14 protein-coding genes are annotated in these 12,615 nt (G+C 67.2%); 9 read left to right on the forward strand and 5 right to left on the reverse strand.

Annotated elements, in window-relative coordinates:
• Positions 1-284: 284 nt before the first annotated feature.
• The 6 genes from ACK4MH_RS12985 to argF all read left to right on the forward strand — a co-directional run bounded on the left by ACK4MH_RS12985 (position 285) and on the right by argF (position 5,395).
• Entirely contained in the window at positions 285-1,115 is an 831-nt protein-coding gene (locus ACK4MH_RS12985) for an ABC transporter permease (RefSeq protein ID WP_409719180.1), read from the forward strand.
• A gap of 41 nt (positions 1,116-1,156) precedes the next feature.
• A complete protein-coding gene (locus ACK4MH_RS12990; RefSeq protein WP_409719048.1) occupies positions 1,157-2,155 on the forward strand; it encodes a M28 family metallopeptidase in 999 nt (332 codons plus the stop codon).
• Between the two features lie 2 nt (positions 2,156-2,157).
• Positions 2,158-2,676: a YcxB family protein gene (locus ACK4MH_RS12995; protein WP_409719050.1), complete on the forward strand. Its 519-nt coding sequence runs from the start codon at positions 2,158-2,160 to the stop codon at positions 2,674-2,676.
• Positions 2,677-2,766: 90 nt separating this feature from the next.
• Positions 2,767-3,960: an aspartate aminotransferase family protein gene (locus ACK4MH_RS13000; protein WP_409719052.1), complete on the forward strand. Its 1,194-nt coding sequence runs from the start codon at positions 2,767-2,769 to the stop codon at positions 3,958-3,960.
• Positions 3,961-3,987: 27 nt separating this feature from the next.
• A complete protein-coding gene (locus ACK4MH_RS13005; RefSeq protein WP_409719054.1) occupies positions 3,988-4,395 on the forward strand; it encodes a GxxExxY protein in 408 nt (135 codons plus the stop codon).
• Positions 4,396-4,480: 85 nt separating this feature from the next.
• Positions 4,481-5,395 (forward strand): ornithine carbamoyltransferase, encoded by a 915-nt coding sequence (argF, locus tag ACK4MH_RS13010; protein WP_409719056.1) that lies wholly within the window; start codon positions 4,481-4,483, stop codon positions 5,393-5,395.
• A gap of 59 nt (positions 5,396-5,454) precedes the next feature.
• On the opposite strand, the gene ACK4MH_RS13015 is transcribed toward argF, so the two are convergent.
• Together ACK4MH_RS13015 and ACK4MH_RS13020 are read right to left on the reverse strand one after the other, a co-directional pair.
• Positions 5,455-5,952 (reverse strand): pyridoxamine 5'-phosphate oxidase family protein, encoded by a 498-nt coding sequence (locus tag ACK4MH_RS13015; protein ID WP_135193906.1) that lies wholly within the window; start codon positions 5,950-5,952, stop codon positions 5,455-5,457.
• 60 nt (positions 5,953-6,012) lie between these two features.
• The gene (locus ACK4MH_RS13020) at positions 6,013-6,231 is read right to left on the reverse strand and encodes a hypothetical protein (protein ID WP_409719058.1); all 219 of its coding nucleotides are present in this window, start codon (positions 6,229-6,231) and stop codon (positions 6,013-6,015) included.
• Positions 6,232-6,447: 216 nt separating this feature from the next.
• Here ACK4MH_RS13020 and ACK4MH_RS13025 point away from each other — a divergent pair, with 216 nt between their 5' ends.
• From ACK4MH_RS13025 to ACK4MH_RS13035, 3 genes are all read left to right on the forward strand, one after another.
• Complete coding sequence (locus ACK4MH_RS13025) at positions 6,448-9,297, forward strand: hypothetical protein (protein WP_409719060.1); 2,850 nt, start codon at positions 6,448-6,450, stop codon at positions 9,295-9,297.
• Positions 9,298-9,396: 99 nt separating this feature from the next.
• On the forward strand, positions 9,397-10,320 hold the full coding sequence (locus ACK4MH_RS13030; protein ID WP_409719062.1) for a sulfite exporter TauE/SafE family protein: 924 nt from the start codon (positions 9,397-9,399) through the stop codon (positions 10,318-10,320).
• Entirely contained in the window at positions 10,320-11,129 is an 810-nt protein-coding gene (locus ACK4MH_RS13035) for a TIGR02186 family protein (RefSeq protein ID WP_409719063.1), read from the forward strand. The genes ACK4MH_RS13030 and ACK4MH_RS13035 overlap by 1 nt, the downstream gene beginning before the upstream one ends.
• Here ACK4MH_RS13035 and gluQRS read toward each other — a convergent pair.
• Genes gluQRS through ACK4MH_RS13050 form a run of 3 tightly spaced genes read right to left on the reverse strand, consistent with a single transcriptional unit; the run spans position 11,113 to position 12,515 of the window.
• Entirely contained in the window at positions 11,113-11,973 is an 861-nt protein-coding gene (gluQRS, locus tag ACK4MH_RS13040; RefSeq protein ID WP_409719065.1) for a tRNA glutamyl-Q(34) synthetase GluQRS, read from the reverse strand. The two genes, ACK4MH_RS13035 and gluQRS, sit on opposite strands and share 17 nt — an antisense overlap.
• Positions 11,974-11,976: 3 nt before the next feature.
• Positions 11,977-12,267, reverse strand: coding sequence for a type II toxin-antitoxin system RelE/ParE family toxin (locus ACK4MH_RS13045; protein ID WP_409719067.1), 291 nt, complete (start codon positions 12,265-12,267; stop codon positions 11,977-11,979).
• Entirely contained in the window at positions 12,264-12,515 is a 252-nt protein-coding gene (locus tag ACK4MH_RS13050) for a type II toxin-antitoxin system ParD family antitoxin (protein WP_409719069.1), read from the reverse strand. Before ACK4MH_RS13050 ends, ACK4MH_RS13045 begins: the two co-directional genes overlap by 4 nt.
• Positions 12,516-12,615: the final 100 nt, after the last annotated feature.

The raw sequence follows: 12,615 nt of genomic DNA on the forward strand, positions 1-12,615 counted from the left end.
CAAGCCAGAGCTTCTTCAGCGCGCCTACGCGGTCGTCGGTCCAGCCTGCGGTCATGCCACCCTCCAGCGAGTTTGGATTCAATATCTAGGTCCAGGCTCCCCCTCCGGGGTCTTGACCTACAACTAATCGTAAACCAGCCGTTAAGAGACGCAAGATGTGCGAATCAACCGTCCACAGAAACCAGATATTGAATCATCGTTAAGGTTAAGGCGGGAAGGTCGTTTTCTGGCGGATCGGGGGTGATCCCTTGCGAACCGCCACGGTCGAGCGCATCTGGCGGGCCATGACCGAGACCACCGACCTGATCTCCACCCGCCCCGCCGGTTTGCCGCAGCCGCGTCGCTATCCGGGGGTCAACTGGATCGGGGTGCAGACGCTGTATCTGCGCGAGGTGCGGCGCTTCTGGAAGGTCGGCGCCCAGACGGTGGCGGCGCCGGTGGTGACGACGCTGCTCTATATGCTGGTGTTCGTCGTGGCGCTTCAGAACGCGCGGCCGCCGCTGCACGGCACGCCGTTTGCGTTGTTCGTCGCGCCCGGCCTGATCATGATGGCCATGTTGAACAACGCCTTCGCCAACGCCTCGTCCAGCCTGATCCAGGCCAAGATCATGGGCACGGCGACCGATTTCCTGACGCCGCCGCTCAGCCCGCTGGAGCTGACGCTGGGCTTCACCCTGGGCGCCGCGACGCGGGGCCTGGCGGTCGGTCTGGTGACGGCGATCTGCGTCCTGCCGTTCGCGCCGCTCGGCATCGCCAATATCTTCGCCATCGTCTGGTTCGCCCTGGCCGCCTGTTTCGTCATGGGCATGACTGGCGTTCTGGCGGGGCTGTGGAGCGAGAAGTTCGACCACCTGTCGGCGGTCCAGAACTTCATCGTCATGCCCATGACCTTCCTGTCGGGCACCTTCTATCTGGTCGAGAACCTGCCTGAACCCTTCCGCTCGCTCAGCCGCTACAACCCCTTCTTCTATCTGATCGACGGCTTCCGTTACGGCTTCATCGGCCATGCCGAGAGCAATCTGACGGTCGGGGTCGTCGGTTCGGCCGTGCTGATGGTCGTCATGGGCGTCGTCTGCTGGCTGGTGTTCCGCTCGGGGTGGCGTCTCAAGAGCTAGATCGCTACCTGTTGCGGATCGCTCCCCCCGAGAGGTCCGCCATGCTGTTCCGTTCGCTCGTCGCCGCCACGGCGCTGTTCGCCGCTGTTCCCGCCTTCGCTCAGGAGGCGACGCCTCAAGCCGGGGACCGCCCCGACATCGGCGCCGGCGCCGCCCAGTTCATCAAGCCCACCAATGCCGAACGGACGCAGGTCCTGGTCGGCATGCTGACCACGTTGGGCTTCACGCCCGAGATCCAGGTCTTCGCCGGCGGCAACCAGGCTACCGGCCCGATGGAAGGCGCGAACGTCGTCGTCACGGTCGGCGAGGGCGCCAAGGACATCGTCCTGACCGCCCACTATGACGCGGTGAAGCTGCGCGACGGCACCCTGTCGCAAGGCATCGTCGACAATGTCGGCTCGGTCATGGCGATGATGGAGGCGGCCAAGACGCTGGAGATGGGCTTGGAGGGCCAGCCGGTCGCCCACCGTTTCGTCTTCGTCTTCACCGACCAGGAAGAGCTGGGCCTGCTAGGCGCCAAGGCTTTCCTGGAAAAGCACGGCAAGGACAGGATCGCCGCCGTCATCAACGCCGACGTCGCCGCCTACGGCCAGACGATTATGTATGGCGAGAACAACGGCGACCAGTCAGACTTCGTGCTGGAGACCCTGCGCAGCCTGTGCGCCGAGCGCGGCTTCGACTGCATGCCCTATCCGGTCTATCCGCCCAGCGACGACCGCGCCTTCTCGGCGGCCGGCGTGCCGGTGGTGTCCATGGGAACCCAGGACGCGGTGGGCGCCCACCAGATGTGGCTGGCGTTCAACGGCGGCGAGAACAACGGCCTGAAGGAAGGCTTCGTGCCGCCCGTCTTCCAGCGCATCCATTCGACCGAGGACAGGCTGTCGTATCTGAAGGGCGTCGATGTCGCCCGTTTCGGCCTGTTCATCGCCGACCTGGGTCTGGCCCTGGACAAGCGGCTGGTCGAAATCCAGGCCAAGGATGACGCCGTCGCCGCCGAGACCGCCCCTGCCGCCCCGGCGCCGGTCCCCAGCGGCCAGTGAGCATGGTCGTCGAAGTTTTCGGCGTTCAGCCGACGCCGAAGGAAGGCCGCGCCGCCATCAAGGCCTGGCCGACCATTCGTCGCTGGACGACCCGGCCGATACTGTGGCTGGGCCTGTTCATGATGGCGACCATCCTGGTGGCGGCCTTCGACCCCTATGGACCGGTCGCCTGGGTGGTCGGGCTGCAACTCGCGGGCCTCTATGGCTTCGTCGGCCTCAGCATGCTGGCCCATCGCCGGGTCATGGCCGTGTCCCGCGCCGCGCCGATCTCGCAACGGCCGGTGACCTGGCGTCTGTCCGCAGACGGTTTCGTCGTCTCCGCCGAGGGGCTGGAAAGCCGGGTGGGCTGGACCCTGGTCGCGGCGGCGGTCGAGGAGAAGGATCGCTGGATCTTCGCCTTGACGCCGAACAGCAACTTCATCCTGCCGCTGCGGGTGCTGGATGCGGACCAGATCGCCGCCGTTCGCGCCATCGTCGCCGATGTGCGGGCGAAGGGCGTGCTCGGCGCCGGTGTTGACTAACACCGTCACTAATCCGACAACGCCTGTCCGTATCAATCCGGCTCCGTCGCTCTCGCGGCGGGGCCGTATCGCTTTTGGAGGTCTTGGTCCGTGTCCACTGAACATCTGATGGGTGTCTACAATCGCGCGCCGCTGGAAGTGGAACGCGGCCGAGGCGCGCGTCTGTGGGCGACCGACGGGACCGAATATCTCGACTGCGTCGCCGGCATCTCGACCAACGGCCTGGGCCATGCCCACCCCGAACTGGTCCAGGCGGTCAAGGATCAGGCCGAGAAGCTGTGGCACGTGTCCAACATCTTCCGCATTCCGGGCCAGGAAGCCCTGGCTGACGCCCTGTGCGAGTCGAGCTTCGCCGACGTGGTCTTCTTCACCAACTCGGGCACGGAAGCCGTCGAGTGCGCGCTGAAGACCGCACGCAGATATCACTCCGCCAACGGCGCGCCCGAGCGGATCGACATCTACGGCTTCGACGGCTCGTTCCACGGCCGGACCTATGGCGCCATCAACGCCGCCGCCAACCCCAGCTACACCGAGGGCTTCGGCCCGCCGATGCAGGGCTTCCACCAGCTGAAGTGGGGCGACCACGAGGCCATCAAGGCCGCCATCGCCAACCCCACGACCGCCGCCATCATCGTCGAGCCGGTCCAGGGCGAGGGCGGCTGCCGCGCCATGCCGGATCAGTGCCTGCGCGGCCTGCGCGAGCTGTGCGACGAGCACGGCGTCCTGATCATCTTCGACGAGGTCCAGTGCGGCATGGGCCGGACCGGCAAGCTGTGGGCCCACGAATGGGCCGGCATGGCACCCGATATCATGGCGGTGGCCAAGGCCCTGGGCGGCGGCTTCCCCATCGGCGCCTGCCTGGCCTCGGCCAAGGCGGCCTCGGGCATGACGGTGGGCGTCCACGGCTCGACCTTCGGCGGCAACCCCCTGGCCATGGCCGTGGGGCAAAAGGCGCTAAGCCTGATCAACAGCCCCGAGATCCTGAACAACGTCAACGAGATCGCCGGCTATCTGAAGCAGCAGTTCGTGGGCCTGCAGGAACGGTTCCCCGACGTGATCGCCGACGTGCGCGGCAAGGGACTGCTGATCGGGATCAAACTGGTGCCCAACAATCGCGAGTTCATGGCCCTGGCGCGCGATACGCAAAAGCTGCTGATCGCCGGCGGCGGCGACAACTGCGTGCGCCTGTTGCCGCCGCTGAACCTGACGCTGGATGAGGCCCGCGAGGCCATCGCCCGGTTCGAGGGCGCCTGCGAAGTCGCGCGAGAGAAGCTGGCGGCGTGATCGGGTTCATCACAACGGGCACGGCGAATGCACCACGGCCACGACGGGAGGGAGCCTGTTTCACCGGAAGTGAACCAGGTCGGCCGCGCCGTCATGGACGCGGCCTTCGCCGTGCATCGGGAACTCGGACCCGGTTTGCTGGAGTCGGTTTACGAGCATTGCCTCGCCAGCGATCTGACCCGCGCCGGCCTTGCCGTTGAACGGCAGGTCGCCATCCCCGTCCATTACCGCGAGGACCGATTGGATGTCGGCTTCCGCCTCGATCTGCTCGTGGAACGTCAGGTGATCGTCGAGGTGAAAGCGATCGACGCCCTGGCGTCGATCCATACCGCTCAGATCCTCACCTATCTGAGGTTCTCTCAGGTTCGATTGGGCTATCTGATCAACTTTAATACGCCCAGACTAAAGGACGGCTTTCGCCGTCTGGTTTTATGATCTCGCCGGCCGCCTTGCGCCGTGTTCGTCGTGACATCGTTGTGCTCTTTGTGATGAAACTCCTTTCGCCTCGACCGGATCACCTATGACCCGCCACTTCCTCGACATCCATCGGCTAGAAGCGGCCGACCTGCGCGCCATTCTGGACGACGCCCACGCCCGCAAGGCCGCTCGCAAGGGCTGGCCCCAAGGGCGTCCCGACGCCGACGCGCCGGGTAAGGAACGCGTCCTGGCGATGATCTTCGAGAAGAACTCGACCCGCACCCGCTTCAGCTTCGACGCCGCCATTCGCCAGCTGGGCGGGTCGTCGATCATCGCCACCGCCGCCGACATGCAGCTGGGGCGCGGCGAGCCGGTTGAGGATACGGCCCGCGTCCTGTCGCGCATGGTCGATGCGGTGATGATCCGCGCCAATGACCACGAGGATGTCGAGCGGTTCGCCCGCGTCTCGACCGTGCCGGTGATCAACGGCCTGACCGACCGCAGCCACCCGTGCCAGATCCTGGCCGATCTGCAGACGATCGAGGAACATTCCGGCCCCATCGCCGGCAAGACGATCGCCTGGATCGGCGACGGCAACAACGTCTGCCACAGCTTCATGCATGCGGCGCCCAAGTTCGGCTTCCACCTGAACGTCGCCTGCCCGGCGGAATATCATCCCGACCTGCGCGACCTGGCCAAGGGCGCGAACGCCGTCACCCTGACCAGCGACCCGGGCGAGGCGGTCAAGGGCGCCGATGTGGTCGTCACCGACACCTGGGTCTCGATGGGCGATCAGGATTACGAGGCGCGTCTGGCGGCCTTCGAATCCTATTCGGTGGACGAGGCCCTGATGGCCCTGGCCGATCCCGACGCCGTCTTCCTGCACTGCCTGCCCGCCCACCGCGGCGAGGAAGTCACCGACGCCGTCATCGACGGACCACGCTCCCTGGTCTGGGACGAGGCCGAAAACCGCATCCACGCCCAGAAGGCCGTCCTGGCCTGGTGCTTCGCGGGCTGAACGAGAAAAAGGGCGGACCCGATCAGGTCCGCCCTTTCTGACTGAATGGCGTCGGTCGCCTACAGCTTCACGTCCGACACGCCGCCGACGTCGGGCGTCGACTTGGTCAGGTTGGCCTTGAGGACTTCGTAGCCGAAGCCCAGCGCGCCCTTGTCGGACACCCAGACGCGGCCGTCGTTGGCGTCGAAACGGACCAGGGTCAGGTGCGGGTCGTCCTTGCCGTCCGGATACCAGGCGGCGACGACGGGGTTCCAGTATTTGTCGATCCGGGTGCGGTCCTGGTCGATGGCCAGGCGGCCGTGGATGCAGGCCTGAACCTTGCCGTCCTTGGCCTGGTAACAGAACATGCCGTCCTGCCCGCCGCCGGCGACGTCACGGGCGAAGTCGGTGTCGTCGCGGGTGAAGAACCAGATGGTTCCGGTCTCGTCCTCGCCATAGCCGGTCATGGGCTGATGGTGATAGCCGGGCTTGTCGAGGCCCAGCATCCCGGTGTTGGACTCTTTCAGGCTCTTCCAGAATTCCTTTTCCGCCTCGGCGGCGGTCAGCTTGTCGGTCATGCAGCATCTCCTTGAGTGAGCTGCTGGATCAACAGACCGGCCGGGTTCGGGTTCCTAAAGCTAAGCTCCGGGAATCCACGGCGCGCGTTCGGCGCCGAACAGGGTCGCCAGATGGATCAGCAGCAGCATGGCGATGGCTGCAGACCCGACCATCAGAAACCGCCACGGCATCATGCGCGGCCCCTTGAGGGGATCGGGCGGACGCGCCCCGCGCCAGCCGGTGAAGACCATGACGGCCAGGGCCAAGGCCAGGAAAATGAGGGTTGTCGTCAAGCTCATGCGCCGCACGTGGCGAAGCCCGCGCCGCTTGGCAAGCCAACCCTTGCCGGGAGGTTAATCTTCACATCGCGTTAACCGAGATGATTCACTAATCCCGGCGTCTGGAGGGGTGTCCACAGGATTGGGAGACCGCCGCTAGATATTGCGGTTAACCATCAGTTTACACCCTCGATATTGACGGTATAGCCTGCGTCGTATGGGTCGGGAGCCGAATCAGTGAGCGCTGCAGCGCCTTGGAGCGTTAAGGGAATCGATCCCAAGGCCCGCGAGGTCGCAAAGGACCTTGCGCGTCGATCCGGCATGACGCTGGGCGAATGGCTCAACTCCATGATCATGGAGGACGAGGAGGAGGGTTACGCCACCCTGCCGCGTCGCTCCCAAACGTCCGAATACGAACGCCGCAACCGCAGCCGCCGTCTCGACGACGCCTATGATGTCGCCGAAGACAACGGGCATCGGATCAGCGCCTCCATCGATGCGATCGCCGCGCGGCTGGAAGCCGCCGAACGCCGCTCGACCGTCGCCATTCAGGGCGTGGACCAGGCGGTTTCCGGCTTGATGCGCCGGCTCGACGGCCAGGAAGTCGAGGCCCAGGGCGCCGCGCGCCGTATCGACGACATCGCCGAGGAACTGCGCGAGGGCCATCGCCGCCTTCGCGCCTTCGAACGCGACACCGGCCCGCTGACTCAAGAAGCGTTCGGCAAGGTCGAGGCCTCGCTGGGCGCCCTGACCGGCCGTCTGTACGACATCGAGGAACGCCAGCGTGTGGGCGTCAACGATCTGCGCGAGCGGATGGAGGCGGTCGAAAAGGCCGCCGGCCCCGGCGTCGGCACGGAAATGCTGGCCCAGGTCGGCGCGCGTCTGGACGAGGCCCAGAACCGCACCACCGAAGCGCTGAAGACGCTGGAACGCTCGTTCGCCGAGCTGGATCAGCGGATGCGGTCGGCCGAGAGCCGGGTTGAACCGGAAAGCGCGCGCGATCTCGCACGCTTCGAGAAACTGGCCGAAAGCCTTTCGCGCCAGATCGAGAACAATCGCGCCGAAATGATGCAGCGTCTCGACGCCGCCGAAACCGGCGCGCGCATCGACCGGATCGAACGCGCGGTCCAGGCCGTCGGCGACCAGATCAAGACGTCCGAGCAAAAGGGCGCCGTGGGCCTTGAGGCCATGGGTCGCGAAGTCCTGCGCATCGCCCGCAACCTGAACGCCCGCGTCCAGAAGGTCGAAACCGACAGCGAGGGTCGCACCGACGCCGTCGCCCGCGCCGTGACTGAGGCTGTCGGCCAGACCATCGAGACAGAGGTCGCACGTCGCGCCGGTCGTCTGGATCAGGAGTTCGCGCGTCACGTCGATCGCGTCGATCAACGCCTGACCGCCAGCGACGATCGCCACGCCATTGCGCTGGAAAAGCTGGGCGGCGAGATCACCCGCATCTCGGACCAGCTGAGCGACCGCATCGCCCAGTCGGAGCGCCGCTCGCAGCAGGCGCTGGAAGACATCGGCCGTCGCCTGTCGGAAAGCTCGGACAAGATCGAGCAACGCTACGACCGCGCCTCGGGCGAACTGGCCGAGCGGATGCGGATGAGCGAGGAGCGCACCGCCCGTCTGCTGGCCGAGGCGCGCGAGAGCATCGAGACGCGAACGCCTTCGGCCATCCGCGACAAGCCGCTGGACAACGAGTCGTCTTGGACCCCGTCGCGCGCTGTTCCTGAACGCGCCGCCCCTGCGCCGATCCAGTCGGCCTCGGTCGATGGCGACTGGCGCGCGGCCGCCTTCCCCGACGAGACCTTCACCGACCAGGACGCCTGGTCCAGCGATCCGGTCACGCCCGAAGTCGCCGCAGCCGCGCCGTTCCCGTCGACCGCCTTCGCCGAGCCGGAACCCGAGCCGGTCGCTGCCGAGGCGGACGAGACGCCGTCGCACCAGGTCGATCCCGACGGCGTCGAACCCATCATCCAGCCCTTCAGCGGTTTCGGCGGGGCCGATGTCGAGGACGCGCTGGAAGCGACGTCGCCCGGCTTCTCGACCGCCGCAGCCGAGAAGCGCGCCGCCCCCGTTCTGGACGCCGACGACGACGATTTCGGCGGCGAGACCGAGTTCGTCGATCCGCGCCAGCTTCGCGCCACGATGGGCGCTGCGGCCGCCGCCGGTCGCGCCTCGGCTACCCGCAGCACCATCGACGCCGCCCGCGCCGCCATCACCGCGCCGCCCGAGCCGGAACCGGCGCCGCGTTCGGGCTTCGGCCTCAAGCGGGGCGGCAAGTCCAAGCTGCAGGAGCGGCTGGACAGGCAGGCGGCCAAGGACGGCTCGACCGTCAAGAAGACCTTCCTGGCTTCGGTCACGGCGGTCGCCCTGACCGGAGGCGTCTATGGCTATCTGTCCCTGACCGACGGCGGCGCGCCGGACTTCGACCTGCCGAACTTCGGCGGGGCCCCTGCCGCTGGCCCCGCCATGCCTCTGGCCGCCTCGGCCGTGACTCCGACCGGCGTGCGCCCGACTTTCGACCTCGCCGGTCCCGGCGCGGCGGATTATGAAGCCGCCATCGGCAAGCTGGAGGCTGGCGACAACTCCGGTCTGGACGCCATGAAGCGCGCCGCCAACCTGGGCTACGCCCCGGCCCAGACCTATCTGGGTCAGCTGTATCTGGACGGCGCCAACGGCGTGCCCGCCGATCCGGCGCTGAGCCGTCAGTGGGGCCGTCGCGCGGCCGAAGGCGGCGATCCGCGCGGAATGCATCTCTACGGGATGCAACTCTATGAAGGCGACGGCGGCGCGACCAATCAGGCCGAGGCCCTGACCTGGCTGCTCAACGCCGCCGAGCGCGGTCTGCCGGACAGCCAGTACAATGTCGCGCGCATCTACGAGACCGGCGCCGACGGCGTGGCCAAGAATCCGACCGAAGCCTTGAAGTGGTACATGATCGCCGCGCGCGGCGGCGACTCCGAGGCCCAGGCCGCCGTGACGCGCCTGCGTCCGACGGCCAGCGCCACCGCCCAGCGCGCCGCCCGCACCGCCGCAGACGCCTTCGTGGCCCAGTCTCAACCCGCGTCGCAGGCGACGGGGTAGATTCACACGCGCCGGGCGGCTATCGGTCGCCCGTTCGTTGACGACCCTCGCTGCCGCCTGACGGCGATCCTTTAACCGCTCCAGCCGAAGGCGCGTCCTTTGGACATCTATCTGCCGATCGCCGAGGTTTCGGTGAACTGGCCGACCCTGGTGATCCTGGGGGCGGTGGTCGGGTTCGTGTCCGGCCTGTTCGGCATCGGCGGCGGCTTCCTGATGGCCCCGATCCTGGTCTTCCTGGGCATCCCCCCAACCGTCGCCGTCGCCAGCCAAGCCAGCCACGTCGTCGCCTCCTCGACCTCCGGCGTCATCCGCTATGCGGGCGCCGGCGCGGTCGATTTCAAGATGGGGTCGGTGATGGCGGCCGGCGGCGCGGTCGGCGCCCTGGCGGGGGTCGAGCTGTTTCGATACCTGCGCCTGCTGGGCCAGGCCGACCTGGTCGTCGCCGTCTCCTATCTCGTCTTCCTGGGCGCCATCGGTGTGCTGATGCTGAACGAGAGCCTGACCGAGATCCTGCGCCGTCGTCGGGGCCTGCCCGCGCCGCACAAGCAGCGTCGGCGGCCGATGTGGCTGTACGGCCTGCCGCTGAAGATGAAATTCCCCAAGTCGGGCCTGTACATCAGCGCCCTGCCGCCGTTCGGCCTGGGCGTTTTCGCGGGGGTCCTGTCGGCCATCATGGGGGTGGGCGGCGGCTTCATCCTGGTGCCGGCCATGCTGTATATCCTGCGGATGCGGGCGGGGGCAGTCGTGGGCACCAGCCTGTTTCAGATCATCATCACCACCGCCATCACCACCATCCTCCAGGCCGGGCGCAACCAGACGGTCGACATCGTCCTGTCCACCATCCTGCTGCTGGGCGGCGTGGTTGGGGCCCAGATTGGCGCGCGGTTCGCCGGTCGGTTCCGCGCCGAAGAGCTGCGGGCGGCGCTGGGGCTGATCGTTCTGCTGGTCGGGATCCAGATGGGACTGGACCTGTTCGTGCGCCCCAACGACATCTTCATGATCGCCCCAGGGATCGCGGACTGATGCAGGCGCTTCCCCCTCCACCACCCGCCATAACGGCGCCGGCTCCGGATCGGTCGGAGGCGACGACGGGCGAACTGCGCGTCGCCGCCGCCCTGACCGACGCCCAGGTCCGGGTCGATTCCAGTTTCACGGGCGCGTCCATCGTCCTCTACGGCGCGGTGTTCAATCCGACGGCCGAACCGGCCGATGTCGTCGTGGTGGTGCGGGGGCCCGACGCGCCGATCCGCCTGGTCAAGAAGACCCGCACCTCGGGCGTCTGGCTGAACAGCCGGCCTGTGCTGTTCGAGGGGGCGCCCGGCTTCTACATGACCGCCTCGACCCGCCCGCTCAGCGACATCGCCGACTTCGGCCAGTTGCGTCGCCTCGGGGTCGGGGTCGATCACCTGCGCATCGACGCGCCGGAGGAAAGCCGCACCGTCACCCGCTACGGCGTGCGCGACGTGGTCGTCAGCCGGCTGGGCGACGACTATCTGGACTGGCGCCGCGCCGTGATCCGTCTGAAGGAGGCCGCCGCCCTCTACGATACGGATTCCCAAGGGGTCGAGTTCGTCGATCGGGGTCTGTTCCGCGCCGAGGTCGAACTGCCCACCGTCGCCCCGACCGGCAAATACTACGCCGAGGTCTGGCTGTTCCAGAACGGCGAGCCGCAATCGGTGTCGAACCTGACGCTGACGGTCGAGAAGGTGGGCCTAGAGCGCGACATCTACGAGTTCGCCCATCGTCGGCCGTGGCTTTACGGCGTGTTGTGCGTCGTGCTGGCCGCCCTGACCGGCTACGGCGCCTCGCGCATCTTCAGCCGCCGAAGCTGAAGCCCAGTTCGGCGCGGAGGGCTTGCGACGTCAATCCGCCCGCCCGCAGTTCGGCCAGGGTGACCGAGCGATCCCGTTTGGCGTAGCGCCGCCCGTCCGGTCCCGTCAGCAGCCGGTGATGGCGATAGACGGGCGCGGGCCAGCCCACCAGCGTCTGGATCAGCCGCTGCACATGGGTTGCCTCGAACAGGTCCTGCCCCCGGATCACATGGCTCACGCCCTGCAGCGCGTCGTCGTGGGTGACCGCCAGATGATAGGCGACGCCCGTATCCTTGCGCGCCAGCACCACGTCTCCCGCCGCCTCGGGATCGACGGCGATGAGGCCGGTTTCGCCATTCGGACCCTCGCCCTCCTCGACGAAGCCCAGGCCGGTCCAGACCGCATCGCCCAGCGCCTCGCGGGCCCGATCCAGCGACAGCCGCCAGGCGAAGGGCGCGCCCGAGGCCAGCAGCCGCGCCTCTTCCCGCGCCGGATGGGGGCCGGGCCGCACCGTCTCCATCGCCCCATGCGGCGCATCGCCGATGCCGTTCAGGATCTCCTTGCGCGTACGGAAACACCGATAAAGCAGCCCGCGCGCCCTCAAGCCTTCGATCACGGCAGCGTAGTCGTCCAGATGATCGGACTGGCGCCGCACCGGCGTCTCCCAGTCCAGACCCAGCCAGGCCAAATCGTCCAGTATCGCCGCCTCGTAGTCCGGCCTGCACCGCGTCGGATCGATATCCTCGATCCGCAGCACGAACCGCCTGCCCGCCGCCTTCGCCGCCGACCAGGCGTTCAGGGCCGAGAACGCATGGCCCCTGTGCAGGCGGCCGGTGGGCGAGGGGGCGAAGCGGGTCGTGAACACGGCTCAGTCTTCGTCCGTCGTCAGCAGATGCGTCCAGTCACGCGCCGCATGAAGGATGCGGACGACCTCTATGACGGAGCCGACGCGATAGAAGATCAGATATGAACCATGAGGCCGCCTTCTCAGGTCGAGCCCAACAGCCGAGGGGTAGCGGTTGGGATGAAGCGCCAGTTTGCTGCACGCGGTCAGCAGGCGTTCGACCAGCCGTGAAGCGGCGGCGGGACTATCTTGACGAACATACTCCCCGATCTCGCGAAGGTCGTCCTGAGCGGGCTCCGTAACGACGACCCTCATTCGTCGGAGGCCGTTCCAAACCGCGCCAGCATCTCGGCGCGAACGTCTTCGAGAGGCCGGACACGCCCTTCGTCAGCCGCCTTTATTCCCTCTTCAAGCTTGCCTAGCAGGGCCGCCAGTCGCGCCTCATGCTCCTGCACCAACCGCACGCCGGTACGCAGCACCTCGCTCTTGGAGCCGTATCGGCCGTCGCGGACCAGACGGTCCACCACCTGTTCCAGCGCACCCAGTTCGACGGTCATGGTCATGACGGCATCCTCAATCGACCGACCAATAATAGTTATTACATCGCGCTGTCGCCAGCCGAAATCCGCCAGCGCCTCCATTTCCTTGAGCGCCTGAGCAGGT

Origin of the sequence: Brevundimonas sp. (assembly GCF_046295075.1) — a bacterium.
Lineage (GTDB): Bacteria > Pseudomonadota > Alphaproteobacteria > Caulobacterales > Caulobacteraceae > Brevundimonas.

Excerpts from the sequence above, each read along its gene's own strand:
- ACK4MH_RS12985 (WP_409719180.1), top strand. The coding sequence starts at position 285 with ATGACCGAGACCACCGACCTGATCTCCACCCGCCCCGCCGGTTTGCCG.
- ACK4MH_RS12990 (WP_409719048.1), top strand. The coding sequence starts at position 1,157 with ATGCTGTTCCGTTCGCTCGTCGCCGCCACGGCGCTGTTCGCCGCTGTT.
- ACK4MH_RS12995 (WP_409719050.1), top strand. The coding sequence starts at position 2,158 with ATGGTCGTCGAAGTTTTCGGCGTTCAGCCGACGCCGAAGGAAGGCCGC.
- ACK4MH_RS13005 (WP_409719054.1), top strand. The coding sequence starts at position 3,988 with ATGCACCACGGCCACGACGGGAGGGAGCCTGTTTCACCGGAAGTGAAC.
- argF (WP_409719056.1), top strand. The coding sequence starts at position 4,481 with ATGACCCGCCACTTCCTCGACATCCATCGGCTAGAAGCGGCCGACCTG.
- ACK4MH_RS13015 (WP_135193906.1), bottom strand. The coding sequence starts at position 5,952 with ATGACCGACAAGCTGACCGCCGCCGAGGCGGAAAAGGAATTCTGGAAG.
- ACK4MH_RS13020 (WP_409719058.1), bottom strand. The coding sequence starts at position 6,231 with ATGAGCTTGACGACAACCCTCATTTTCCTGGCCTTGGCCCTGGCCGTC.
- ACK4MH_RS13035 (WP_409719063.1), top strand. The coding sequence starts at position 10,320 with ATGCAGGCGCTTCCCCCTCCACCACCCGCCATAACGGCGCCGGCTCCG.
- ACK4MH_RS13045 (WP_409719067.1), bottom strand. The coding sequence starts at position 12,267 with ATGAGGGTCGTCGTTACGGAGCCCGCTCAGGACGACCTTCGCGAGATC.
- ACK4MH_RS13050 (WP_409719069.1), bottom strand. The coding sequence starts at position 12,515 with ATGACCATGACCGTCGAACTGGGTGCGCTGGAACAGGTGGTGGACCGT.